This window comes from Variovorax sp. ISS6, from assembly GCF_056523145.1.
In genome coordinates, this window is sequence record NZ_JAWRZC010000002.1 from 1,917,672 (window position 1) to 1,943,077 (window position 25,406).

General features: G+C 69.6%; 10 protein-coding genes. 5 read left to right on the plus strand and 5 right to left on the minus strand.

Features of this window, described 5'->3' with window-relative positions:
• Window positions 1–119 precede the first annotated feature (119 nt).
• Window positions 120–2,666, plus strand: a complete 2,547-nt coding sequence (locus AC1HIL_RS40680) for a PAS domain S-box protein (protein WP_479669320.1) — start codon at window positions 120–122, stop codon at window positions 2,664–2,666.
• On the opposite strand, the gene AC1HIL_RS40685 is transcribed toward AC1HIL_RS40680, so the two are convergent.
• The 4 genes from AC1HIL_RS40685 to AC1HIL_RS40700 all read right to left on the minus strand — a co-directional run bounded on the left by AC1HIL_RS40685 (window position 2,663) and on the right by AC1HIL_RS40700 (window position 6,684).
• Window positions 2,663–4,786, minus strand: coding sequence for a putative bifunctional diguanylate cyclase/phosphodiesterase (locus tag AC1HIL_RS40685; protein ID WP_057594671.1), 2,124 nt, complete (start codon window positions 4,784–4,786; stop codon window positions 2,663–2,665). The genes AC1HIL_RS40680 and AC1HIL_RS40685 overlap by 4 nt on opposite strands.
• A 142-nt stretch (window positions 4,787–4,928) precedes the next feature.
• Window positions 4,929–5,342, minus strand: coding sequence for a ferric uptake regulation protein (locus tag AC1HIL_RS40690; protein WP_057594672.1), 414 nt, complete (start codon window positions 5,340–5,342; stop codon window positions 4,929–4,931).
• Window positions 5,343–5,471: 129 nt separating this feature from the next.
• Window positions 5,472–5,633 carry a hemin uptake protein HemP gene (gene hemP, locus AC1HIL_RS40695; RefSeq protein WP_261211258.1) on the minus strand — a complete coding sequence of 54 codons (162 nt, stop codon included), beginning with the start codon at window positions 5,631–5,633 and terminating at the stop codon, window positions 5,472–5,474.
• Between the two features lie 229 nt (window positions 5,634–5,862).
• On the minus strand, window positions 5,863–6,684 hold the full coding sequence (locus AC1HIL_RS40700) for an isocitrate lyase/PEP mutase family protein (RefSeq protein ID WP_479669319.1): 822 nt from the start codon (window positions 6,682–6,684) through the stop codon (window positions 5,863–5,865).
• Window positions 6,685–6,948: 264 nt separating this feature from the next.
• Here AC1HIL_RS40700 and AC1HIL_RS40705 point away from each other — a divergent pair, with 264 nt between their 5' ends.
• A complete protein-coding gene (locus tag AC1HIL_RS40705) occupies window positions 6,949–20,541 on the plus strand; it encodes an autotransporter-associated beta strand repeat-containing protein (RefSeq protein WP_479669318.1) in 13,593 nt (4,530 codons plus the stop codon).
• A 39-nt stretch (window positions 20,542–20,580) separates the two neighbouring features.
• On the opposite strand, the gene AC1HIL_RS40710 is transcribed toward AC1HIL_RS40705, so the two are convergent.
• The gene (locus AC1HIL_RS40710) at window positions 20,581–21,534 is read right to left on the minus strand and encodes a LysR family transcriptional regulator (protein WP_057597802.1); all 954 of its coding nucleotides are present in this window, start codon (window positions 21,532–21,534) and stop codon (window positions 20,581–20,583) included.
• A gap of 146 nt (window positions 21,535–21,680) precedes the next feature.
• Here AC1HIL_RS40710 and AC1HIL_RS40715 point away from each other — a divergent pair, with 146 nt between their 5' ends.
• The 3 genes from AC1HIL_RS40715 to AC1HIL_RS40725 all read left to right on the plus strand — a co-directional run bounded on the left by AC1HIL_RS40715 (window position 21,681) and on the right by AC1HIL_RS40725 (window position 25,359).
• Window positions 21,681–23,105 (plus strand): aldehyde dehydrogenase family protein, encoded by a 1,425-nt coding sequence (locus AC1HIL_RS40715; protein WP_216087460.1) that lies wholly within the window; start codon window positions 21,681–21,683, stop codon window positions 23,103–23,105.
• Window positions 23,101–24,045, plus strand: a complete 945-nt coding sequence (locus AC1HIL_RS40720; protein WP_412179720.1) for an NAD(P)-dependent oxidoreductase — start codon at window positions 23,101–23,103, stop codon at window positions 24,043–24,045. The genes AC1HIL_RS40715 and AC1HIL_RS40720 overlap by 5 nt, the downstream gene beginning before the upstream one ends.
• Window positions 24,046–24,153: 108 nt before the next feature.
• Entirely contained in the window at window positions 24,154–25,359 is a 1,206-nt protein-coding gene (locus tag AC1HIL_RS40725) for an ABC transporter substrate-binding protein (RefSeq protein ID WP_296736690.1), read from the plus strand.
• Window positions 25,360–25,406: the final 47 nt, after the last annotated feature.

The window sequence follows — 25,406 nt, forward strand, 5'->3', positions numbered from 1 at the left end:
GGTGGCGCGAAGTCCGCGCCAAAACGGCCTGGCCGCCGACGCGTCCCGCCCCGCGGCGCCCCTACGATACCGCCCTGGACAGGCGTATCGAGGGATGCGCCCAGCACGCGGACGCACTCATGAAGAACAGCGAGACACACGGCGGGCCCGGCACCGCACTGCAGCATGGCGGGCATTTCCGGCCGGACGGCACGCCCGCCGCCGCGTTCCTGCGCGAGCACGACTGGACCCGCTCGGCGCTCGGGCCGCCCCAGGGCTGGGCGGGCGCACTGCGCCACGCGGTGTCGCTGATGCAGGACTCCGCCGTGCCGATGTGGCTGGCGTGGGGCCCGCGGCTCGGCATGGTCTACAACGAGTCCTACGCCCGGATCCTCGGGGGCAAGCATCCCCGGGCCATGGGGGCGCCGCTGGCCGAGGTCTGGGCGGAGATCTGGCCCGACGTCGGGTCGCTGGTCCAGACCGCCTTGTCCGGCAGCCCGGTCTATCGCGAAGACCTGCCGCTCGTGGTGAACCGCGAGGGTCGCGAGGAACAGACCTGGTTCACCTTCTCCTATGCGCCGCTGCGCGACGAACGAGGCGCCGTGCATGGCCTTCTGTGCACGGTCTGGGAAACCACCGACAAGGTGCTGACCCAGCGCCGGCTGGCCGTGGAGGAGGACGAGGCGACGCGGCGCCAGGCGCAGCGCATGGAGACCGAGGAGCGCTACCGGCTCGCGGTGCTGGCCACCAACGACGCGGTCTGGGACTGGCGCCTGTCCGACGGCCACGTGGTCTGGAACCAGGCGCTGACCACGCTGTTCGGCCACACGGAGGAAGAGACCAGCGCCGACTGGTGGCTGGACCACATCCATCCCGAGGACCGCGAGCGCGTCGAGACCGGCATCCATGCGGTGATCGACGGCGGCGGCACGGCCTGGACGCAGGAATACCGCTTCCTGCGCAAGGACGGCAGCCATGCCGCGGTGTTCGACCGTGGCACGGTGCTGCGCGACGCGCAGGGCCGGCCGCTGCGCATGATCGGTGCCATGCTCGACCTGACCGAGCGCAAGGCGGCCGAGCTCGCGCTGCGCGAGAGCCACCGGCAGTTCCGCACCCTGTTCGAGACCATCGACGAGGGCTTCTGCGTCATCGAATTCCTCGACGGCCCGCACGGGCCGATGAGCGACTACATCCACGTCACGGCCAACCCGGCCTACCTGGCCAATGCCGGCATTGCCGACGTGGTGGGACAGCGGGTGCGCGAGATGGTGCCCGACGAGGCCGACGGCTGGGTCGACATCTACCGCCGCGTGCTGCTCACGGGCGAGCCGGTGCGCTTCGAGCGCGAGCTGGTGCGCACCGGCCGCTTCCTCGAGCTGGCCGCCTTCCGCGTCGAGCCGCCCGAGCGCCGCCAGGTCGCGGTGCTGTTCCAGGACGTGACCCAGCGCCACCGCGCCGAGCGCGCGCTGCTCGAGCTCAACGACTCGCTCGAGCACCGCGTGGCTGAGGAGGTCGCGCAGCGGCTCAAGACCGAGGAGGCGCTGCGCCAGGCGCAGAAGATGGAGGCGGTGGGCCAGCTCACCGGCGGCATCGCGCACGACTTCAACAACATGCTCGCGGTGGTGATCGGTTCGCTCGACCTGCTGGGGCGGCAGCTCGCGGCCGACGACGTTCGCGCCCGGCGCTACGTCGAGGCCGCGCGCGACGGCGCGAAGCGTGCCGCGCTGCTGACGCAGCGGCTGCTCGCCTTCTCGCGCCAGCAGCCGCTGCGTCCCGAGTCGCTCGATGCCAACCGGCTGGTGGCGGGCATGTCGGACCTGCTGCGCCGCTCGCTCAGCGGCGCGATCCAGCTCGAGACCGTGCTGGCCGGCGGCCTGTGGCGCACGCATGCCGACCCCAACCAGCTCGAGAACGTGATCCTCAACCTCGCGGTCAACGGGCGCGACGCCATGCCCGACGGCGGGCGGCTCACCATCGAGACCGCCAACACCCACCTCGACGAGCGCTATGCGGTCGAGCACCTTGGCCTCTCGGCCGGGCAGTACGTGATGATCGCCGTCAGCGACACCGGCTCGGGCATGCCCGCCGACGTGGTCGCCAAGGCCTTCGACCCCTTCTTCACCACCAAGGAAGTGGGCCGCGGCACCGGACTGGGCCTGAGCCAGGTCTACGGCTTCGTCAAGCAGTCGGGCGGCCACGTGAAGATCTATTCGGAGGTCGGCGAGGGCACGGCCGTGAAGGTCTACCTGCCGCGCCTGCTCGGCGCGCCCGCCGAGGACGAGAAGGCCGAGGCCGCCCCCGATGCACCGCTGGGCGGCACCGAGGAGCTGATCCTCGTGGTGGAGGACGAGCCCGCGGTGCGCCAGCTGACGGTGGCCGCGCTCACCGAACTCGGCTACCGCGTGCTGCAGGCCGACGGCGCCGCGGCGGCGCTGAAGCTGATTGACGCCCATCCCGAGATCCAGCTGCTGTTCACCGACGTGGTGATGCCCGAGACCAACGGCCGCAAGCTGGCCGACGAGGCGCTGCGGCGGCGGCCCGGACTCAAGGTGCTGTTCACCACCGGCTACACGCGCAACGCGGTGGTGCACAACGGCGTGCTCGACGCGGGCGTGCACCTGATCGGCAAGCCCTTCACGATCGAGGAACTGGCGGTGCGGGTGCGCGAGGTGCTGGACGCGTCCTAGGCTGCGGCGCGCACCGCGAGCCAGTCGAACAGCTGCGAGGCCGGCAGCGCGCGCGAGTACAGGAAGCCCTGCAGTTCGTCGCAGCCCATCGTCAGCAGGATGTCGCGCTGGATCTCGTTCTCGACGCCCTCGGCCACCACGCTCAGGCCCAGCGCATGTGCGAGCCGGATCACGGCGTCGACCACGGCGCGCGAGTCCTCCTTGGATTCGAGGTCCTGCACGAAGCTGCGATCGATCTTGACCTGGCGCGCCGGCAACCGGCGCAACTGGCTCAGGCTCGAGTAGCCGGTGCCGAAATCGTCGATCGACAGGAACACGCCCACGGCCGCCAGGCCCTCGAAGGTGCGGTGCGTGGCGCGGATGTCCTCCATCGCCACCGACTCGGTGATCTCGCACAGCAGCAGCGAGGCCGGCACCGCATGCCGGGTCAGCGCGCGCTCGACGCGCTCGACGAAATCGACCTCGCGCAGCTGCATCACCGACAGGTTCACCGCCACCGGCATCGACAGGCCCTGCGCGCGCCACAGCGCGATCTGCCGGCAGGCTTCGTCGAGGATCCAGTCGCCCAGGCGCACGATCATGCCGAAGCGCTCGGCCAGGCCGATGAACTGCGCGGGCCCGATCAGGCCGAGCTCGGGGTGGTTCCAGCGCACCAGCGCCTCCACGCCGCTGAGCGAGCCGTCGCGCCCGTCCATCTTCGGCTGGTAGTGCAGCTCGAACTGGTTCAGGTCGACGGCCCGGCGCAGGTCGCTCTGCAGCCGCAGCTGCGCCGCCACGTCGGAGCCCATGTGCGATTCGAACATCACGTAGTTCGCGCCGCCGGCGCGCTTGGCGATGTACATCGCGGCATCGGCATTGGCCACGAGCTTGTCGGGCTCGCCCTGGCCCGGGTAGACCACGATGCCGATCGAGCAGGCGATCTGCAGCGGCTTGTCCTGCAGCGAGAAGGGCTCGGCCAGCCGGCGCAGCGCGCGGTTGGCCACCTGCGCGGCCTCGGCCGCGTCGCTCACGCCCTCGAGCAGCAGCAGGAACTCGTCGCCGCCGATGCGCGCCACCGTGTCGCCGTCGCCCGCGACCTCCCCGAGCCGCCTGGCCGCGGCGCGCAGGATCTCGTCGCCGGCCGCATGGCCGAAGGAGTCGTTGATCGGCTTGAAGCCGTCGAGGTCGACGAACAGGATCGCCACGCGTTCCTTCACCAGCGGCTGGTTGACGCGCGCCATGCGCGCCAGCGCGTGCTGCAGCCGGTCCTCGAACAGCACGCGGTTGGGCAAGCCGGTGAGCGCGTCGGTGAAGGCGTAGCGCTGCAGTTCGCGGTTGGCCTGCGTGAGTTCGGCGTTGGCGTTCTCGAGCGAGTTGGCCAGGCGCTGCGTGACCACCTGCATGCGCCCCTCGAGGATCGAGCCGAGCAGCGTGCCCAGCAGCAGCACGCACGAAGCCAGCACCACGATCACCGTGAGCCCCGCGCCGTGCAGTTCGTTGGCGCTCAGGCAGACCGAATCGGGCGCGAAGTTGGCTGCGGCCATGCCGGTGTAGTGCATGCCGCAGATCGCGATGCCCATCACCAGCGCCGCCAGCAGTTGCACGGCGGGGCGCCGGGCGGTGCTCACGCGGCCCAGGTTGCGCATGATGAGCAAGGCCGCGGCGGAGGCTCCGACGCCCACCAGCGCGGACAGCGCCACGATCACCGGCTGCCACAGGATGCCGGGCGCCATCTGCAGTGCCGCCATGCCGATGTAGTGCATGCCGCAGATGCCGCCGCCCATGACCAGCGAGGCCACGCCCAGCCGCCCGAGGCTGTAGTTGGGCCGGCTCGCGACCCATAGCGCCACCCCGGAGGCCGCGACCGCCGCGACCCACGACAGGAAGGTGTACCAGCCCGAGAAGCCCAGCTCGATCGGCAGCGTGAAGCCCAGCATGCCCACGAAATGCATCGACCAGATGCCCGTGCCCAGCACCACCGAGCCCACGCTCCACCACAGCGGCCGGAAATCCCCGGCGCTCCCGCGCATGCGCCGCGACAGGTCGAGGGCGACGAAAGAGGCCAGGGTGGCGATCAGCAGCGAGGCCGCGACGATCAGCGGGTCGTGGTGGGAAGGGAGAAAGAGAGACGGCGGGTTCACCGCCCGAGTATCTCGCGAGCCTGTAACAAGGCGTCGACGCGGGAGCGAGTGGCCGTGCCGTGGATCCGAGTTTGGGAGAGCGGAACGACGGGCCGGGCCCGCCTCGGGGCCTGGCATCTCGCCGCTCGATCACGCATGGTCGCTAGCGCCGCGCGCCGAAGGCCGTGACCACGTAGTCGGAGAGCTCGTAGCCCAGCTCCGCCGCGATGACCTTCAGGCGGTTCTCGATCTCGGGGTCGAAGAACTCGAGCACGTCGCCGGTCTTGGTGCACACCAGGTGGCCGTGGTGGCGCTCACGGTCGTTGAGTTCGTAGACGGCCTTGTTGTTGCCGAGCTGGCTCTTCTTGAGCAGCCCCGTCTGCTCGAACTGGGCCAGCACGCGGTAGACGGTGGCCAGGCCGAGGTCGGTCTGCTCGGCCACCAGCTGGCGGTAGACGTCTTCCGCCGCCATGTGCCGCTGCTTGCTGGTGCGGAACAGGTCCAGCACCTTCAGGCGGGGCAGGGTGGCCTTGAGCCCGGTCTGCTTCAGGTCGGGAGCGGCGGCGTGCTCGTCCATGCGCGTGCGTCCGGTCGATGTTCGTCGGCGTGGGAAAAAAATGCATGGCTGGCCGGTGAACCGATGGCTAGCAAAAAACGACCCTTGGAGACCGTTGAGTCTCGGAGTCGCCCCACGATGAAACTGAAACTACTTGGTCAGGATGAGCTTGCCCAGCTTGGTGGCCTGCAGCCTGTACACGAATCCGTTGTGCGAGATCTCGACCACCTTCTGGCCGCGCAGCAGCGCGGCGCTATCGAGGCTGGCCGTCGCCTGCGCGGCGGCTTCACGGGCGACTTCGTCCGCGAGCACCGGCGCGTGCACGAAGGCCTCGGCCGTCACGTCGACGGGCTGCGGCGCGGCCGCGCGGCGCACGCGCAGGGTCGGACGTTGGCTCGGCAGTCCCGACGGGGACGGTTGGCTTCCTGGAGAGAGGAGAGCTTGCATGGTGGCGGTGGTCGCTTCGGAATGAAGCTGGTTGGTGACTTGGCTCGACTATAGCACTAAATGAGAGTGATTCGCATTAATGAAAACTGAATTTTCATGCGGCGGGTGAAAAGAGCGCGTTGAGCTCGCCGACCGACAGCATGCGTTCGTCCATCGCATCGAAGCGGCCGTGCGCCAAGGCCTCGCTCGCGAGCCGGCCCACCAGGCCCAGCGCCGCCTGCAGCGGGCCGCAGCCGAGGCTGATGCGACGCGCGCCAGCCCGCGCGAAGCTCTCGGCCGGGGGCGCGCCGGCATAGCCCGCGTACACGTTCACCGGCAGGGCCACCGCGCGGGACAGGCCTTCGATTTCCTCGGGGCTCGACAGGCCGGGCACGAAGATGCCGTCCGCGCCCGCCGCCGCGCAAAGCGTGGCGCGGCGCAGCGTTTCCTCGAAGCGCGCCGCCGGGTCATCCCAGGGAACGATGTGCGTGTCGGTGCGCGCATTGATGAAGAAGCGCGCATCGAGCGCACGGATCGCGGCGATGCGCTCGCACAGCATTTCGGGCGGCGCCAGCTCGCGCGTGCCGGACCGCGTGCCGTCCTCGATGTTGATGCCGGCCACGCCCAGGTCGATGAGCGCGGCCGCCACGTCGCGCACGGCCTGCGTGCTGTCGCAGTAGCCGCGTTCGAGGTCCACGCTGACCGGCACGCGCGCCACGCGGCAGATGCGCGCGCAGGCCGCGATCAGTTCGTCGGCGGGCATCCGTTCGCCGTCCGCGTAGCCGAGCGACCACGCGATGCCCGCGCTGGTGGTGGCGATGGCGCTCGCGCCGGCGCGCTCGATGACGCGGGCGCTGGCGGCGTCCCAGGCGTTCACGAGGATCAGGGGCGCGGGGCCCGAATGCAGGCGGTGGAAAAGGTCGAGTTGGGATGGCATGGGCTATGGCGGTTGGACGAAGGTGGCCAGAGCTTAGGAACGGCGGGACGCCGCGGCTTGGAAAAAACTGCGGTCGCGCGCCTTGGAAAGTGCTGCCGGCGAGAGCGTGTCCCGTTCCGACCGGGGAGGCTGGACTGTTCTCTCTTCGCAACGGCCCGAGCTCAAGACTGACCAAAAGCTGAATTAACAGTTAGGAAACATTGCGCTGCAATTCATAATTGTGTCAAAACGTTCTAACCGTCAACAAGACATCGAGACATCCCCATGAACATCGCCTTCAGAAGCCTCTGGAATGCAGCCACGGGCAGTTGGGTCGCCGTACCGGAAACGACCCGTTCCCGCGGCAAGCGCAGCGTATCGACCGCCGTTGCGGGCGCGGCGGTCGCCCTGTTCGCTACGAGCTTCTTCCCCGCTCAGGCGGCATGCACGACAGCAGGCTCGAACGTGAGCTGCAGCGGCGCGGCCAACCCGCTGGCGCCGAGCTACGCCAATGGCAGCAACAACCTGAACGTGACGGTGAACCCGGGCGGCAGCGTGGGCGTGCTCCTGGGCGTGGGCGGCAATGCGATGACGCTCACGGGCTCCAACGACACGCTGACCAACAACGGCCGAATCGATCCGACCCTCCTGGGCTCGGGCCTGGGCGTGTTGTCGTCGGGTGTGGTCATGGGCAACGCGGCGGGAAGCACGCAGACCGTGACCAACAACGGCATCCTCGGCGGGACCCGGGGCCTGTCGGTGGGGCTGACCGGGATGGCGCTGGCGATTCAGAACGGGGCCGGGGGCACCTCGAACATCACCAACACGGGCACGATGTCCACGGCCCCCATCTTCGGGGCAACCTTGAGCGCTCCCGACGCAGGGGTGATGGTGGGCTATGGCGGCGGTCGGGTGAACGTGGACAACTCCGGCACCATCACCGGGCGCGTCGGATTGGGCTCCTCGGCCGGGGGCAATACCTTCACCAATTCGGGCACCGTGAATGGCAGCGTCTCCCTCGGCGCCAACAGCACCAACCTGTTCGTGGCGACGACCGACTCGTCGGTCAATGCGGCAGGGGGAACTGCACTGGCGACCAACCTGGGCATCGGCGCCGTCACGGTCAATTTCGCCGCCGCGGGCATGGTCGACGGCGGCTTGGGCGGCAACAACACGCTGCGCCTGCAACAGGGCACCTCGCTCACGGGCACCATCTCGAACATCAAATATCTGAACTTCAACCAGCTCGATGTCCAGAGCGGAAGCTGGACGCTGAACGGCGTGTCGGGTGCCACGCAGGCCACGCTGGGATCGGGCGCAACCGCGGTGATCGACAACGCGCTGTCGCTGGGCAAGGGCACGGTCACTTCGAACGGCGGGGCGTTGGGAGCCGCGGTACCCGGTCTCTCGCTCGCCAACGACGTCGTTCTCGGCGCCGGCGGGCTGACCTTCACGGGCGCGAACAGCCTGCAACTCTCGGGCGTGATCTCGGGTGGCGGGGACCTCACGCAAACAAGCGGCGCCACGCTGGTGCTCAGCGGCAACAACGTGTACACGGGCGACTCGGTCGTTCGCAATGGCGTGCTGCAGGTCGCCAGCGATGCCAACCTGGGCCTCGGCCGGCTCGTGCTCGACGGCGGTACGCTCTCAGCGACCGGCGATCTGACGAGCGCGCGCAGCGTGGTGGTCATGGCCAACACGGGGAGCATCACGAGCTCGGGCTCCGCCATCGCTCTGAGCGGCGCCATCGACGCTGGCGCGGCGCTGAGTATCGAAGCGAACGGTGGCGCGATCTCGCTCACGAACACGGCCAACGACTTCCGCGGCTTCGTCAACCTCGCGGGCGGCGCCACGCAGATCAATGCCGCCAATTCCCTGACGCTGGGCAACATCGCGACCGGCGCGCTGACCGCCGTGAGCGGCGGCGCGCTGTCGCTCGGGCAAGGCAGTGCCGCATCGATCGATGCCACCAGCACGAGCGGTGCCGTCGTCCAGGGCGGGGCGATCAGTGTCGCTGGCACGACCACCATCTCCGCCGCGGCGGGCACTGGCGCCATCACGCTCAACAGCACGGGCAACGACTTCGGCAGCGTGGTGCATCTGACCGGCGGCACGACGGAGATCACCGACGCGAACGCATTGACGCTGGGCAACCTCGCAACGGGCGACCTCACCGCAACCAGCAATGGGGCGCTCTCGCTCGGCCAGGGAAGCGCCGCCTCGATCAATGCCACGAGCAACAACGGCACCATCGTTCAGTCCGGCCCGCTGGCGGTCGCCGGCACCACCATGCTGAATGCAGGCACGGGCACCATCACGCTGACGCAAGGGGGCAACAGCTTCGGCGGCGCATTGGGCATCACCGGCGGCAACACCTCGATCGTCGCTGCCTCGGGCCTGACGCTGAGCGCCGGCGCGGTCGGCGGCACGCTGGGCCTCACGAGCGGCGGCGCGATCACGCAGACCGGTGCGCTGTCGGTCGTCGGCACCAGCAGCTTCGACGCGACGGGCGCCATCGCGCTGACCGATGCGAACAACGACTTCGGTGCCGCGGTCAGCCTGCAGGGCAGCAGCATTGCCATCCGCGACCGCAACGACCTCACCGTGTCTTCGCTGGCCAACGGCACGAATGGCAGCGTCTCGGTGGTCGCGGGCGGCCAGCTCGTGCTGCCGAGCCAGGCCATCGATGCCGGCACCGGCAACGTGGTCCTCGCCGCGGAAGGCGGGCAACTGGGCATCAGCAACACCGTGCGCGGCGGCAACGTCACGCTGGGCGGGCGCGATGGCATTGCATTGGCCGCCGATGTCGAGACGGCCGGCACCCTGAGCCTGAACAGCAGCCAGGGCATCGCGCAGTCCAGCGGCACGATCACCGCGGGCACGCTGACCGGCAGTGCCGCGGGCGCGGTCGCGCTCTCCAACGAGGCCAACCAGATCGGCACGCTCGGCGACTTCAGCGCGCAGGGCCTGACCGTGAAGAGCGGTCTCCAGCTGAACGTCACGGGCAAGGTGGACGGCGGTGCCAGCACCTACCTGATGGGAAGCAACCTGTCGATCTCCGGCACGGTGAGCGCAACCGACACGGTGTTGTTCTCGACCGGCGCGATCGGGCAGACGAGTTCCGGCGCGATCGTCGCCGACACCCTGAGCGGCAGCGCCGTGGGCGTCGTCAACCTGACCGGCGCCAACATGGTCGCGACCCTGGGCGATTTCGACGCCGGCAGCGTCCCCGGAACCGGCGGCTTCAGCTTTGCCAATGGACGGGCACTGAGCATCACCGGCAAGGTGGCCGCCGACAATCTCTCGTTCGACGTGAGCAAGGGCGCGGTGGTCACGGGCTCGTTGACGACGAGGGTCCCCGGCGGCACGACCACGATTGCCGCGGGCACCCGGCTGCAGATCGGCAACGGCGGCACGGCGGGCAGCATCTCGGGCGACGTGGTCGCCAACGGCGAGCTGGCCTTCGATCGTTCCGACGCCGTGAGCTTCGTCGGCAGCATCGGCGGGTCCGGCAGCCTGGCGCAGGCTGGCAGCGGCAGCCTCGATCTCACCGGCGCCAGCACCTATGCGGGCGGCACGACGGTGGCCGCGGGCACGTTGAGCGTGAACAACAAGAGCGGCAGCGCGACCGGCACGGGTGCGGTGCAGGTCCAGGCCGGCGCGACGCTCGCGGGCAGCGGCAGCATCGCGGGGGCGGTCACGGTGGCCGACGGCGGCGTGCTGTCGGCGGGCAATGGCGGCGCCGGCACGCTGACTGTCGGCGGCCTGAACCTCTCAGCCGGCTCCGTGCTGAACTACGAACTGGGCCAGGCCGGCGTGGCGGGCGGCGCGCTCAACGACCTGATCAGCGTCAACGGCAACCTGCAGCTCGACGGCACACTCAACGTGACGCAATCGCAGGGCGGCAAGTTCGGGGCCGGGCTCTATCGCCTGATCGACTACACCGGCACGTTGACCGACAACGGCCTGGAGATCGGCAGCGCGCCGACCGATGCGAAGAACCTGCAGGTGCAGACCGCGGTGGCCAAGCAGGTCAACCTGATCAACAGCGAAGGCGTGACGCTCACGCTGTGGGACGGCGCCGATCCGGCGAACTTCAACGACGGCAAGGTCGCGGGCGGCAGCGGCACCTGGCGCGCGGGCGGTTCGACCGCGAACTGGACCGGCGTCGACGGCACGCTCAATGGCGGTTGGCAGCAGGACGGTGTCGCCATCTTCAGCGGCGCCGCCGGCACGGTCACGGTGGACAACAAGGGCACGGGTGGCGCGGTGCGCATCGGTGGCGCGCAGTTCGCGGTCGACGGCTACACGGTCAACGGCGATGCGTTCACGATCGGCGCTCCGGCCACGACGGTGCGCGTGGGCGACGGCACCGCCGCGGGCGCTGGCATGACCGCGACCATCGCGTCCGACATCACCGGCACCGGCGGCCTGGTCAAGGACGATCTGGGCACCCTGGTGCTCGAGGGCGGCAACGGCTACAGCGGCGGCACCACCGTCAAGGGCGGCATCCTGCAGATCGCATCGGACGCCAACCTCGGCGCGGCCACCGGTGGTCTCGCGCTCGAAGGCGCCACTTTGCACGTGACCGGCGACACCACGAGCACGCGCGCCGTGAGCCTGGGCGCGGGCGTCAACAGCTTCGACATCGACCGGACGGTCGCGCTGAACGGCACGGTCAGCGGCGCGGGCAGCCTGCGCAAGACCGGCGCGGGCACCCTGCAGCTCGGTGCGGCCAATGCCTACGTGGGCGGCACCGATGTCGCCGCGGGCTCGGTCGAGGCACAGGTCACCGATGCGCTGGGCACGGGCCCGGTGTCGGTGGCGGGCCATGCCTCGCTGGCCTTCACCAACAAGGCCGATGCGGGCAAGCTCGCGATCACCGTGGCACAGCGCGGCGGTGCGCCGACCGACAACGGCGGCTTCCTGGCCTTCAGCGACAGCAGCTCTGCCGGCAGCGCGACCATCACGGCGAACAAGGACGCCACGGTCGAGTTCCGCGGCACATCGAGCGCGGGCAACTCGGTGATCGAGAACCGGGGCGGCTCGACCACGCTGTGGTTCAACGCGGATGGCGGCAAGGCGCAGATCACGAACTTCGCGGGCGGTCGCGTCGACCTGCTCGACGATGCGAGCGCGGGCCAGGCACGCCTGGTCAACGAGAGCGGCGGGGTGATCAACCTGGCCGATCGCGTGAGCGCGGACCAGGCGACGGTGGTGAACAACGCGGGCGGGAAACTGCGCATCATCAGCCTCACCAATGCGGGTGTGGGCATCGGCTCGCTCGAAGGCGCGGGTGACGTGTTCCTCGGCGCGAAGGCGCTGACCACGGGCGGGCTGAACACCAGCACGACGGTGTCGGGCACGATCAGCGGTGCGGGCGGTTCGGTCGTCAAGGTGGGCAGCGGCACGCTGTCGCTCACGGGGGCCAATACCTATACCGGTGGCACCACCATCGCCGCGGGCGCGCTGGCCGTGAACAACGCGAGCGGCAGCGCGACGGGTACTGGTGCTGTGCAAGTACAAGCGGGCGCCACGCTCGCGGGCAGCGGCAGCATCGCGGGCGCGGTCACGGTCGCCAAGGGCGGCGTGCTGTCCGCAGGCAACGCAGGCGCCGGCACGCTCACGCTCGGCAGCCTGAGCCTCGCGGCCGGTTCCGTGCTGAACTACCAGCTCGGCCAGGCCGGCGTGGCGGGCGGCGCGCTCAACGACCTGATCAACGTCAACGGCAACCTGCAGCTCGACGGCACGCTCAACGTGAGCGAGACCGCGGGCGGCAAGTTCGGCGCGGGGCTGTATCGCCTCATCAACTACACCGGCACGCTGACCGACAACGGCCTGGACATCGGCACGGCACCCACGAACAAGCTCGCGGTGCAGACCTCGGTGGCGAACCAGGTCAACCTGATCAACAGCGACGGCCTCGTGCTCAACCTCTGGGACGGCGGCAACAGCGCGAACTTCAACGACGGCAAGATCGCGGGCGGCACGGGCACCTGGCGCGCGGGCAGTCCCGGCGACAACTGGACCGATGCCAACGGCCTGGCCAACGGCACCTGGGTGCAGGACGGCTTCGCGATCTTCAGCGGCACCGCCGGCACCGTCACGGTGGACAACAAAGGCACGGGCGGCGCGGTGCGCCTGGGCGGCGCGCAGTTCGCGGTCGACGGCTACACGATCAACGGCGACCCGCTCACGATCAGCGCCCCGCAGACGGTGGTGCGCGTGGGCGACGGCACCAATGCCAGCGCGGGCATGACCGCGACCATCGCCGCATCGATTGGCGGCGCGGGCGGACTGGTCAAGGACGACGGCGGCACGCTGGTGCTCAGCGGCAACAACAGCTACACCGGCGGCACGACCATCAAGGGCGGCATCCTGCAGATCGCGGCCGACAACAACCTCGGCGCGTTCGGCACGGGGCTCGCGATCGATGGCGCCACCTTGCGCATCGCGGCCGGTTCCACCCCGTTCTTCAGCATGCGCGCGCTCGCGCTCGGCGCGGGCGGCGCCACCATCGACCTGGGCAACAGCGTCTTCGGCGTGGGCGGCCTCGTCAGCGGCACGGGCCTGCTCACCGTCACCGGCAAGGGCGGCACCCTGGGCCTGGTGACGGCCAACAGCTACAGCGGCGGTACGCTGCTGCAGGACGGCGCGAGCATCACCACCACCGCGAGCGGCGTGCTCGGCAGCGGCGCGGTGCGCCAGCAGGGCAACGGCACGCTGCTGCTGTACACCGGCACGGCGAGCGCGGGCGGCAACGACTACACCGTGGGCCGCGCCTTGAGCGCGGACGCCGGCAACATGCTGCTGTTCTCGCAGAACGCCACGGCCGCGAACTCGAAGATCACGCTCAATGGCGCGACCTGGCAGATGGTCGGCGCGAACTCGGTGCAGTTCAGCGGCAACACGAGCGCGGGCACGTCGAGCATCACGAATGCCGGCGGCTCGATCAGCTTCTTCGAGAACGCCAGCGCCGGGTCGGCGACCATCGCCAACGGCGCCAAGAGCCTGCTGGGCTTCGGCGGCACCGCCACGGCGGGCAGCGCGCAGATCAGCAATGCCTTCGGCGGCCTCGTGCGCTTCGCCGACAGCAGCTCGGGCGCGGGAGCCACGGTCAGCAACGCCGCGGGCGGCGTGGTCGACGTGTCGGGCTCGACCGCCAAGACCGGCGTCGAACTGGGTTCGCTCTTGGGCGCGGGCAACGTGGTGCTCGGCGCCACGCAGCTCACCGTGGGCGGGCTGAACACCACCGACACCCTCTGGGGCACCGTGAGCGACAAGGGCAGCGTGTTCACGCAGCCGGGCTCGGGCACGGGCGGGTCCATCGTCAAGGTGGGCAGCGGCACGCTCACGCTGAGCGGCGCCAACACCTACACCGGCGGCACCACCGTCGCGGCGGGCACGCTCGCCGTGAACAACCCGCTCGGCAGCGCCACGGGCACGGGCGCGGTCCAGGTGCAGTCCGGCGCCACGCTCGCGGGCAGCGGCAGCATCGCGGGCGCGGTCAGCATTGCCAAGGGTGGCGTGCTGTCGGCCGGCAATGGCGGCCCCGGCACCTTGACGGTGGGCGGCCTGAGCCTCGCCGACGGCGCCGTGCTGAACTACCAGCTCGGCCAGGCCAACACCGTGGGCGGTCCGCTCAACGACCTCGTCAACGTCAATGGCGACCTGCGCCTGGACGGCACGCTCAACGTCGCGCAGTCCACGGGTGGCAGCTTCGGCGCGGGCCTGTACCGGCTCATCAGCTACACCGGCGGCCTGATCGACGCCGGCCTGGACATCGGCAGCGCACCGGGCGCCAAGGCCGATCTGCAGGTGCAGACCTCGGTGGCCAAGCAGGTCAACCTCGTGAACCGCGCGGGCCTGTCGCTGAACTTCTGGGACGGCGGCGACGCGAGCAAGTACAACGACGGCCAGATCGCCGGCGGATCGGGCACCTGGCGCGTGGGCGTGCCGGGCGACGGCTGGACTGGCGCCGACGGCAAGATCAACGCCGCCTGGGTGCAGGACCAGTTCGCCGTCTTCAGCGGCACCGCCAGCATCGTCAGCGTGGACGGCGGCAACGGCACCGTGCGCATCACCGGCGCGCAGTTCGCCACCGACGGCTACCGCGTGCAGGGCGACGCGATCCAACTCGGCAACGCGGCCACCACCGTGCGCGTGGGCGACGGCACCGCGGCCGGCGCGGGCATGACCGCGACCATCGCCTCGGCACTCAACGGCACCGGCGGCCTGGTCAAGGAGGACCTGGGCACCCTGGTGCTCGAGGGCAGCAACGGCTACAGCGGCGGCACCACCGTCAAGGGCGGCATCCTGCAGATCGCGTCGGACGCCAACCTCGGCGCGGCCACGGGCGGCCTCGCATTGGAAGGAACCACCTTGCACGTGACCGGCGACACCGCGAGCACGCGCGCCGTGAGCCTGGGCGCGGGTGTCAACACCTTCGACATCGACCTGATCCGCACCGTGGCGCTCAATGGCACGGTCGGCGGCACGGGCGGCCTGCGCAAGACTGGTCTGGGCACCCTGCAACTCGGCGCGGCCAACGGCTACGCGGGCGGCACCGAAGTGGCGATCGGCTCGGTCGAGGCATTGGTCACGGGCGCGCTGGGCACGGGCCCGGTGTCGGTCGCGGGCAATGCCTCGCTGGTCTTCACCAACAAGGCCGACGCGGGCAAGCTCGCGATCACCGTGGCACAGCGCGGCAGTGCGCCGACCGACAACGGCGGCTTCCTGGCCTTCAGCGACAGCAGCTCTGCCGGCAGCGCGACCATCACGGCGAACAAGGACGCCACGGTCGAGTTCCGCGGTACCTCGAGCGCGGGCAATGCCGTGATCGAGAACCGCGGCGGCATCACCACCCTGTGGTTCGACGCGAACGCAGGCAAGGCGCAGATCACCAACTTCGATGGCGGGCAGATCAACCTGCTCGACGATGCAAGCGCGGGCCAGGCACGCCTGGTCAACGAGAGCGGCGGCTTGATCGACCTGTTCGACCGCGTGAGCGCGGACCAGGCGACGGTGGTGAACAACGCGGGGGCGCGGCTGCGCATCAGCAACCTGACGAACGCGGGCGTGGGCATCGGCTCGCTCGAAGGCGCGGGCAACGTGCTGCTGGGCGCGAAGGCGCTGACAACGGGTGGACTGAACACCAGCACGACGGTGTCGGGGACGATCAGCGGTGCCGGTGGTTCGGTCGTCAAGGTGGGCAGCGGCACGCTCGAGCTGAGTGGTGCCAACACCTACACCGGCGGTACCACGGTGGCTGCGGGCACGCTGGCCGTGAACAACGCGAGCGGTAGCGCCACGGGTACTGGTGCCGTCCAAGTACAGGGCGGTGCAACCCTGGCGGGCAATGGCAGCGTCGCAGGCGCGGTCAGCATCGCCAAGGGCGGCGTGCTGTCGGCGGGCAACGCAGGCGTCGGCACGCTGACGTTGGGCGGCCTGAACCTCGCCGAAGGCTCGGTGCTCAACTACGACCTGGGCCAGGCCAATACGGCCGGTGGCGCACTCAACGACCGTGTGCAGGTCAATGGCAATCTGCAACTCGACGGCACGCTCAACGTGGCGCAATCGAAGGGCGGCGTGTTCGGCGCGGGTATCTATCGCCTCATCGACTACACCGGCAGCCTGACCGACAACGGCCTGGACATCGGCAGCGCGCCGGTCGCGGCGAAGGACCTGCAGGTGCAGACCTCGGTGGCGCAGCAGGTCAATCTGGTGAACCGTACGGGTCTGTCGCTGAACTTCTGGGATGGCGGCGACAACACCAAGTACAACGACGGCAAGATCGCGGGTGGCACGGGCACCTGGCGCGTGGGCGTGCCGGGCGACGGCTGGACCGGTGCGGACGGCAAGATCAACGCGGCCTGGGCACAGGACCAGTTCGCGGTGTTCAGCGGCACGGGCGGCACGGTCACGGTCAGCAATGCGGGCGGCACGGTGCGCATCAACGGCGCGCAGTTCGCGGCCGATGGCTATGTGCTGCAGGGCGATGCGATCGAGCTCGGTGCTTCGGGCACGGTGGTGCGCGTGGGTGATGGCTCGGGAACGGACGTCGATCGCACGGCCACGGTGAATGTCGCGCTGACCGGCGCGGGTGGCATGGTGAAGGACGACGTGGGTCGCCTGATCCTCGGCGGAACCAACACCTATACCGGCGGCACCACGGTCAAGGCCGGCGTGCTGCAAGGCAACACGGCGAGCCTGCAGGGCGGCATCGTCAACGACGCCGAGGTCGTGTTCGACCAGGCCAAGACCGGCAACTATGCGGGCACGATGAGCGGCAGTGGCAAGCTGCGCAAGATCGGCGCGGGCACGCTGACGTTGAGCAGCGCCAACAGCTACGCCGGCGGTACCTCCGTCGACGCCGGCACGCTGGCCACCGACGTGACCGGAGCGTTGGGCAGCGGCGCGGCGAGCGTGGCTTCGGGCGCTACGTTGCAACTGGGTGGCGGCTTCGATGCCGGCACTGCGGCCATTGGCAACCAGGGCACGGTGCGCTTCCAGGACAAGGCGAGCGCGGGTGCGTCGACCATCACCAACGCAGCGGGCGGCGTGCTGGCCTTCGCGGGCGACGCGACGGCCGACAAGGCCACGGTGCTCAACCAGGCCGGCGCGCAGGTGCGCATCGACCAGGCGACCACCGGCGTGAGCTTCGGCTCGCTGAGCGGCGCGGGCGAGTTCGTGCTCGGTGCCAAGGCGCTCACGCTGGGCGCGAGCGGCGACAACACCACGCTGTCGGGCACGATCAGCGGGACGGGCGGTTCGCTCGTCAAGGTGGGCGGCGGCACGCTCACGCTCACTGGTGCCAACACCTACACCGGCGGTACCACCGTCGGTGCGGGCACGCTGAGCGTGAACAACAAGAGCGGCAGCGCGACGGGTACGGGCGCGGTGCAGGTGCAATCGGGCGCGACGTTGGCTGGCAGCGGCAGCATCGCGGGCGCGGTCACTATCGACAAGGGCGGCATCCTCGCGGCGGGCAACAGCCCCGGCACCTTGACCTTGGGCGCACTGACCCTGGCCGGCGGCTCCACGCTCAACTACGAACTCGGCCAGGCCGGTGTTCCGGGCGGCGCGCTCAACGACCTGATCAACGTCACCGGCAACCTGCAACTCGATGGCACCTTGAACATCGCGCAGTCGGCTGGCGGCAGCTTCGGCCCGGGCCTCTACAGGCTCATGAGCTACGGCGGCAGCTTCACCGACAACGGCCTGGACATCGGCACGGTGCCGGGCTCCGCGAAGGTGGCGGACCTGCAGGTGCAGACCTCGGTGGCGAACCAGGTCAACCTGGTGAACAAGGCTGGGCTGTCGCTGAACTTCTGGGACGGCGGCGACAGCACCAAGTACAACGACGGCCAGATCGCCGGTGGCAGCGGCACTTGGCGCGTGGGCAACCCGCAGCCCTCGATGGATGCCTGGACCGACATGGACGGCAAGGTCAACGCCAACTGGGCGCAGAACCAGTTCGCGGTGTTCGGCGGCAAGGCCGGCACCGTGACGGTGGATGCGGCTGGCGGCGCGGTGCGCATCGCCGGTGCGCAGTTCGCCACCGATGGCTATGTGGTGCAGGGCGATGGCATCGTGGTGGACAACGCCAACTCGGTGATCCGCGTGGGCGATGGGACGGCCGCGGGTGCGGCGATGACCGCGACCCTCAATGTGGCGCTCAGCGGCACGGGCGGGATCTCGAAGGAGGATGCCGGCCGGCTGATCCTCGGCGGCACCAACACCTACACCGGCGGCACCACCGTCAAGGGCGGCGTGCTGCAGGGCAGTGCGACGAGCCTGCAGGGCAATATCGTCAACAACGCCGAAGTCGCCTTCGACCAGGGCAAGACGGCCGGTACCTATGCGGGCACGATGAGCGGCACCGGCAAGCTGCGCAAGATCGGCACGGGCACGCTGACCTTGAGCAGTGCCAATAGCTACAGCGGCGGCACGCTGGTGGATGCGGGGACGCTCGCCACCGAAGTGACAGGCGCACTCGGCAGCGGCGCGGCAAGCATTGCATCGGGCGCGACGCTGCAGTTCGGCGGCAAGGCCGATGCGGGCAAGCTCGCGATCGCCAACGCGGGCACCTTGAGCCTGCAGGACACCGCGACCGCTGCGGGTGCCACGGTGACCAATGCAGCGGGCGGCCAGGTGCGCATCGACCTGACGACCACGGGCACGAGCATCGGCTCGCTCGGCGGCGCAGGCGATGTGGTGCTCGGCACCAAGGCGCTGACCACCGGTGCGCTTGGCACTGACAACACGATCTCGGGCGCCATCACCGGCACGACGGGCTCGCTCGTCAAGGTCGGCGCAGGCACGCTCACGCTCGCAGGCACCGCGACCTACAGCGGCGAGACCCGCATCGCAGCAGGTACTCTGAGGGCCGGCGCTACCAATGCCTTCAGCGCAGCATCGAGTGCTGTGGTCGCCAGCGGCGCCACGCTCGACCTCGGGGGCTTCAGCCAGAAGATGGCGGGGTTGAACAACTCGGGCACGGTCTCCCTGCTCGGCACGGTCCCAGGCACCACCTTGACGCTGACCGGCCCCTACGTCGGCAACAACGGCGTGCTGCGCCTGGGCGCCAAGCTCGACAACCCCGGCATCGCCGACCGCCTGGTGCTCGACGGTGCATCGGCCAGCGCGAGCGGCAAGACGACAGTGCAGGTCACCAACCTCGGCGGCCTGGGCGCACGCACCAGCGGCGCGGGCATCGAAGTGGTCAGTGCCAAGAACGGCGCGACCACCACCGCGCAGACCAGCAAGGACGCCTTCGTGCTCTCGGGCGGCCGAGTCGACGCCGGCGCCTATGAGTACCGTCTGTACGCAGGCGATGCGGGCGGCGAGGGCGAGAACTGGTACCTGCGCACCGAAGCAGAACCGGGCGCCTCGCTGCCGACCTACCGCGCCGAAGCCTCGCTGTTCGCCGCGCTGCCGAACCAACTGCGCCAGAGCAACCTGGCCATGCTCTCGAGCCTGAGCCAGCGCATCGGCGACGACGACGTGCGCGGCAGCGGCGGCGCGAGCCAGAGCGTGGACGGCAGCAACCGCCGAGCCTGGGGCCGCCTGATCTCCACCGACATGGACATCCGCCAGGGCGGCACCGTGTCGCCGCATGCCGAGGGCCGCGTGAGCGGGCTGCAGGCCGGCACCGACCTGTGGGCCAATGCGAACTGGCGCGCGGGCATCTATGTCGGCCAGCTCGAAGGCGACACGCGTGTCAGCGGCTTCAGCAGCGGCCTGCTGAACGGCGCTGCAGGCCGCAACGACCTGCGCAGCCAGTACCTGGGCCTGTACGGCACGTTCACGAGCGACGACGGCTTCTATGCCGACACGGTGCTGCAGGCGGGCCGTCACCGCTACACGGTGCAGCCGCAGCTGAGCGCGGGCGTGACGGGCAAGGGCAACAGCTTCCTGGCCTCGATCGAGATCGGCAAGGCCTTCGCGCTGGGCACCGGTGGCTGGTCGGTGGAGCCGCAGCTGCAGCTGATCCATCAGCGCCTGCGCCTGGACGACGTGGCGATTCCCGGTGCGCTGGTGCAGCAGGATGCCGACAGCAGCTGGACCGCACGCGCCGGTGTGCGGATCAAGGGCAGCTTCGCGACGGGAGCGGGCACGCTGCAGCCGTATGCGCGCCTGAACGTCTACCGCAGCTCGAAGGGCAACGACGTCGCGCGCTTCGTGAACCCGGCGGCGATCACGCCGGTGGGCGCGCCGATCGGCGGCACGAGCACCGAGCTGGCGGCAGGCTTCACGCTGGCGGTAAGCCAGCGCACGAGCCTGTATGGCGAGCTCGGCAAGCAGTGGGCATCGGGTGGCGTGGCTCGCGTGGGCAGCTCGGTCAATGCGGGGGTGGGCGTTCGCGTGAAGTGGTGAGGCTGAGGGCCGGGCAGGCGGCAGGCGCGGCAACCGCGACTACGTCCGCCCGTTCTCGCCCGCGGCCCGGATCCATTTCGCCCCGGTCCATTCGCCGCTCTCGACCGCGGCCTCCATGCAACGCTTGAGTTCACCCACCACGCATTGCACCGCCGTGGAGCTACGCCGCGTCGTGGGCAGCGCCAGGTAGATGCTGCGCGCGAACTCGGGTGCCGCGATCGGGGCGGCCGACAGCAGGCCGCGTTCGAGCTCGCTGCGAATCGCGACCGCCGGCAGCACCGAGAAGCCCACGCCCTGAACGACGAGGTCGCGCTGGACCGACAGCGCATTCGTCTCGGCCGCGATCCTGAACGGCACGTCGGCGACCGCGCACGCATGCTCCACGAGCCCGCGCAGGTTGTGCGGCCGGCTCGGTAGCACCAGCGGTGCCTGGCCCAGCGCGCGGACCTTCACGGGTTTCTTCAGCGAGAGGCCGTGCGCCGCTGGCGCGGTGAGGCACAGCACCTCCTTGAGCAAGGGCTCGAGACTCACGCTCGGCCGTTGCGGGGCGTCGTACAGCAACGCCATGTCGAGCTCGCCCGTCTCGAGCCAGCGCGCGAGATGGTCCGTGTAGCCCACCGACAGCGACACCTGCACGCCGGGGTAGCGCTCCTTGAGTGCCAGCACCAGCGGCGCGGCCAGCAGCTCGCAGCTGCTCGGCAGCAGTCCCACGTGGACGATGCCCGCGATCGACGGGCCCGAGGGCTGGATCTCCGACCTCGCGTTGTCGAGCTCGCGCAGCGCGCGCCGCGAGTACTCCACGAGCGTGCGGCCCGCCTCCGTCAACACCATGCCGCCGCGGCTGCGCTCGAAGAGCAGTGCGCCGAGGTCGTCCTCCAGCAGCTTGAGCTGCCGCGAGATCGCGGGCTGCACCACATGAAGAAGCTCGGCGGCGCGCGTCACGCTGCCGGTGTCCGCGATTGCCAGAAAGGCCCGAATCTGCCGCGTATCCATCGCGTTTCCTGCCAGCAAAAAAAGTGATTTATCGATCAGAAATGGTAATTCGACGGCATGTGAAATGCAAATTTATGATCCGCCCACTTCACACCGGCACACGCATCCGCGAGTGACCCGGCAGACCAGGAGACAGGACCATGGACATTCAGAAGAACCTCATCGGCGGCGAATGGATCGCCGGCCAGGAATCGATCGCCAGCATCAACCCGTCGGACACCCACGACGTGGTGGGCCGGTTCGCGCTAGCCGACGCGGCACAGGTCCGCCAGGCCGTGGCGGCCGCGCGCGCCGCCCAGCCGGCCTGGGCGGCAACGACCACGCAGGTCCGCAGCGACCTGCTGCAACGCACGGCGCACGAGCTCTTCGCGCGCCGTGAGGAGATCGGCGAACTGGTCTCGCGGGAAGCCGGCAAGACGCGCGCCGAAGGCATCGGCGAAGTCACGCGCGCCAGCCAGATCTTCGGCTTCTTCGCCGGCGAGGCCGTGCGCTACGGCGGCGAGAACCTCCCGTCGGTGCGGCCGAACATCGGCGTGCAGACCAGCCGCGAGCCGATCGGCGTGGTGGGCCTGATCACGCCGTGGAACTTCCCCATCGCCATCGCTGCCTGGAAGATCGCGCCCGCGCTGGCCTTCGGCAACACGCTGCTGCTCAAGCCCTCCGAAGAGACGCCCGCGGTGGCTAGCGAACTCTTCCGCGTGCTCGAGCGCAACGGCCTGCCTGCGGGCGTCGCCAACCTGGTGAATGGCCATGGCGCGGTCGCGGGCGCGGCCATCGTCGAAGGCGTCGATGCGCTGAGCTTCACGGGCAGCGTCGCCACCGGCCGCAAGCTGGCCCAGGCCGCGGTCGCGAGGATGGTGCGCGTTCAGCTCGAGATGGGCGGGAAGAACCCGCTCGTCGTGCTCGACGACGCCGACCTGGCGCAGGCGGTGGAGTGCGCGCTGAACGGCGCCTTCTTCTCGGCCGGCCAGCGCTGCACTGCCTCCAGCCGGCTGATCGTCACCGACGGCATCCACGACCGCTTCGTCGAGGCCCTGCGTGCACGCATGCGCGAGGTGCAGGTGGGCCACGCCCTGGCGGCGGGTACCGACATCGGTCCGGTGATCAACCAGCGCCAGCTCGACATGGTCCAGCGCTACATCGCGGTCGGCAAGGACGAGGGCGCGCGGCTCATCGAAGGCGGCAACGTGCTCGAGCGTTCGACGCCCGGATTCTTCATGGCGCCCACGCTGTTCGTCGACACCCGCAACGACATGCGCATCAACCGCGAGGAGGTGTTCGGCCCGTTCGCCACGGTGATCCGCGCGCGCGGCTACGAGGAAGCGCTCGCGCTGGCCAACGACACCGAATACGGCCTCTCGGCCGGGATCTGCACGCAGTCCCACAAGCACGCGACCCACTTCCGCCTGAACGTGAAGAGCGGACTGGCCATGGTCAACCTGCCGACTGCCGGCCTCGACTACCACGTGCCCTTCGGCGGCACCAAGGGCTCGAGCTTCGGCCCGCGCGAGCAGGGGAGCTACGCCGCCGATTTCTACACGCTGACCAAGACCGCCTACATCGGGCATTGATACCAGGAACCACCGGAGACATCGAATGGAAAAAATCGGCTTCATCGGGCTCGGGCGCATGGGCAAGTCCATGGCCCTGAACCTTCGAAAAAAGGGCTACCCGCTGGTGGTCCACGACCTGAACGCCGCGGCGGTCAACGAGCTGGTCGATGCCGGCGCGGCGAGCGCGCAGAGCATCGCGCAGATCGCGCGCGAGTGTTCGATCGTCGCGACGATGCTGCCCAGCTCGACCGAAGTGGAGCAGGTGGCCCTGGGCGCGGAGGGTATCTTCGCCAACGCGCGCAAGGGCAACATCCTGCTCGACATGAGCACCATCGATCCGCTGGCCACCGACCGGCTGGCCGCGGCGGCTCGCACGGCCGGGCAGTCCGTGGTCGACGCGCCCGTGGGCCGCCTGGCCGAACACGCGGACCGCGGCGAATCGCTGTTCATGGTCGGCGCGACCGAGGAGGACTTCGCCCGCGTGCGGCCGCTGCTCGATGTCATGGGCTCGACCGTCTACCACTGCGGCGACGTCGGCACGGGCGGCCGGACCAAGCTGGTCAACAACTACGTCGCGGTCACGCTGTGCCAGGTCAACGCCGAGGCGCTTGCGCTGTCGCAGCGCTTCGGGCTCGACATCACGCGCACCCTGCAGGTGCTCTACGGCACCTCGGCGACCAACGGGCAGTTGCGCCTGAACTTCCCGAACAAGGTGCTGGTGGGCGACACCACGCCGGGCTTCACGATCGACCTCGCGCACAAGGACATGGCGCTGGTGATGGGCGCGGCCCACGCGGCCAGGGTGCCGATGCCCGTGGCCGCCGCGGTCTTCGAATCGTTCAGCCTGGCGCGCGCCAGCGAGTACGGAAAGATCGATTTCTCGGGCATCGCCGATGCGGTCTGCGACCTCGCGAGGATCGAGCGCGCACGGGTGCCCGCGGGCTGGAAGGCCGCCTGACGAGGGTCAAGGTTTTCGAGCGAAACGAGTCCGGCAAGAGGCTCGATCTCTTGCCTCCCGATCAACAAGAAAGCGCAGCCGAAGCATCGGTTGCCCAGGAGACAAACAATGAGAATGCATGCCATCGCCCTGGCGGTCCTCGCGGGACTGCCCTGGATCCAGAACGCCAGCGCGCAAGCCGCGCCCGATCGCTTCAAGATCGGCTTCGTCACCGACATGTCGGGGCCGTACTCCGACTTCGACGGCGCCGGCGGCCTCGACGCGGTCCGCATGGCCGTCGCGGATTTCGGCGGCAAGGTGCTGGGCCGGCCGATCGAGGTGCTGTCCGCCGATCACCAGAACAAGGCCGACATCGCGGCCAACAAGGCGCGCCAGTGGTGGGACCAGGACAAGGTCGAGCTGGTCATCGCGGGGTCCAACTCCTCGGCGTCGCTGGCGATCAGCAACATCTCCAAGGAAAAGAAGAAGGTCTTCATCTCCGCCGGCGCGGGCGCCGACAGCCTGACGGAAGAGGCCTGCCAGCCCTACCTCGTGCGCTACACCTACAGCACCTCGGCCCAGGCGCGCGGCACGGCGACGGCCATGGTGGAGCAGGGCGGCAAGAGCTGGTATTTCGTGACCGCGGACTATGCCTTCGGCTACTCGCTCGAGAAGGCCAGCATCGACGTGGTGCAGGCCAGCGGCGGCACCGTGAAGGGCAGCGTGCGCCATCCGCTGAACGCGAGCGACTTCTCGTCCTACCTGACGCAGGCGCAGGCATCGGGCGCGCAGGTGGTCGGCCTCGCCAACGGCGGCAGCGACCTCATCACCTCGATCAAGACGGCCAAGGAGTTCGGCATCAGCAGCAAGATGCGCCTCGCGGGCCTCATGGTGTTCATCACCGACGTGCACAGCCTGGGCCTCGACACCACCAGCGGCATGTACCTGACCGATGGCTGGTACTGGGACCTCAACGACAAGTCGCGCGCCTTCGCGACCCGCTTCTACGAGAAGCACAAGAAGATGCCCACCACCTTCCAGGCCGGCGACTACTCGGCCACGCTGAGCTACCTGAAGGCGGTGGAAGCGGCGCAGAGCACCGACGCCGACAAGGTGATGGCCGCGCTCAAGTCGCTCAAGATCGACGACATGTTCGCGCAGGGCTACATCCGCGCGGATGGCGCGATGGTGCACGACATGTACCTGATGCAGGTCAAGAAGCGCAGCGAATCGAAGCAGCCGTGGGACTACTACAAGGTGGTCTCGAAGATCCCGGGCGAGCAGGCCTATGCGCCGACGAAGCCCGGCGCCTGCCACCTGATGCCGAAGAGCTGATCAGCGCCGAAGCCGTGCCGCCGCCGCGCGGCTTTTTCCTTTGCTCC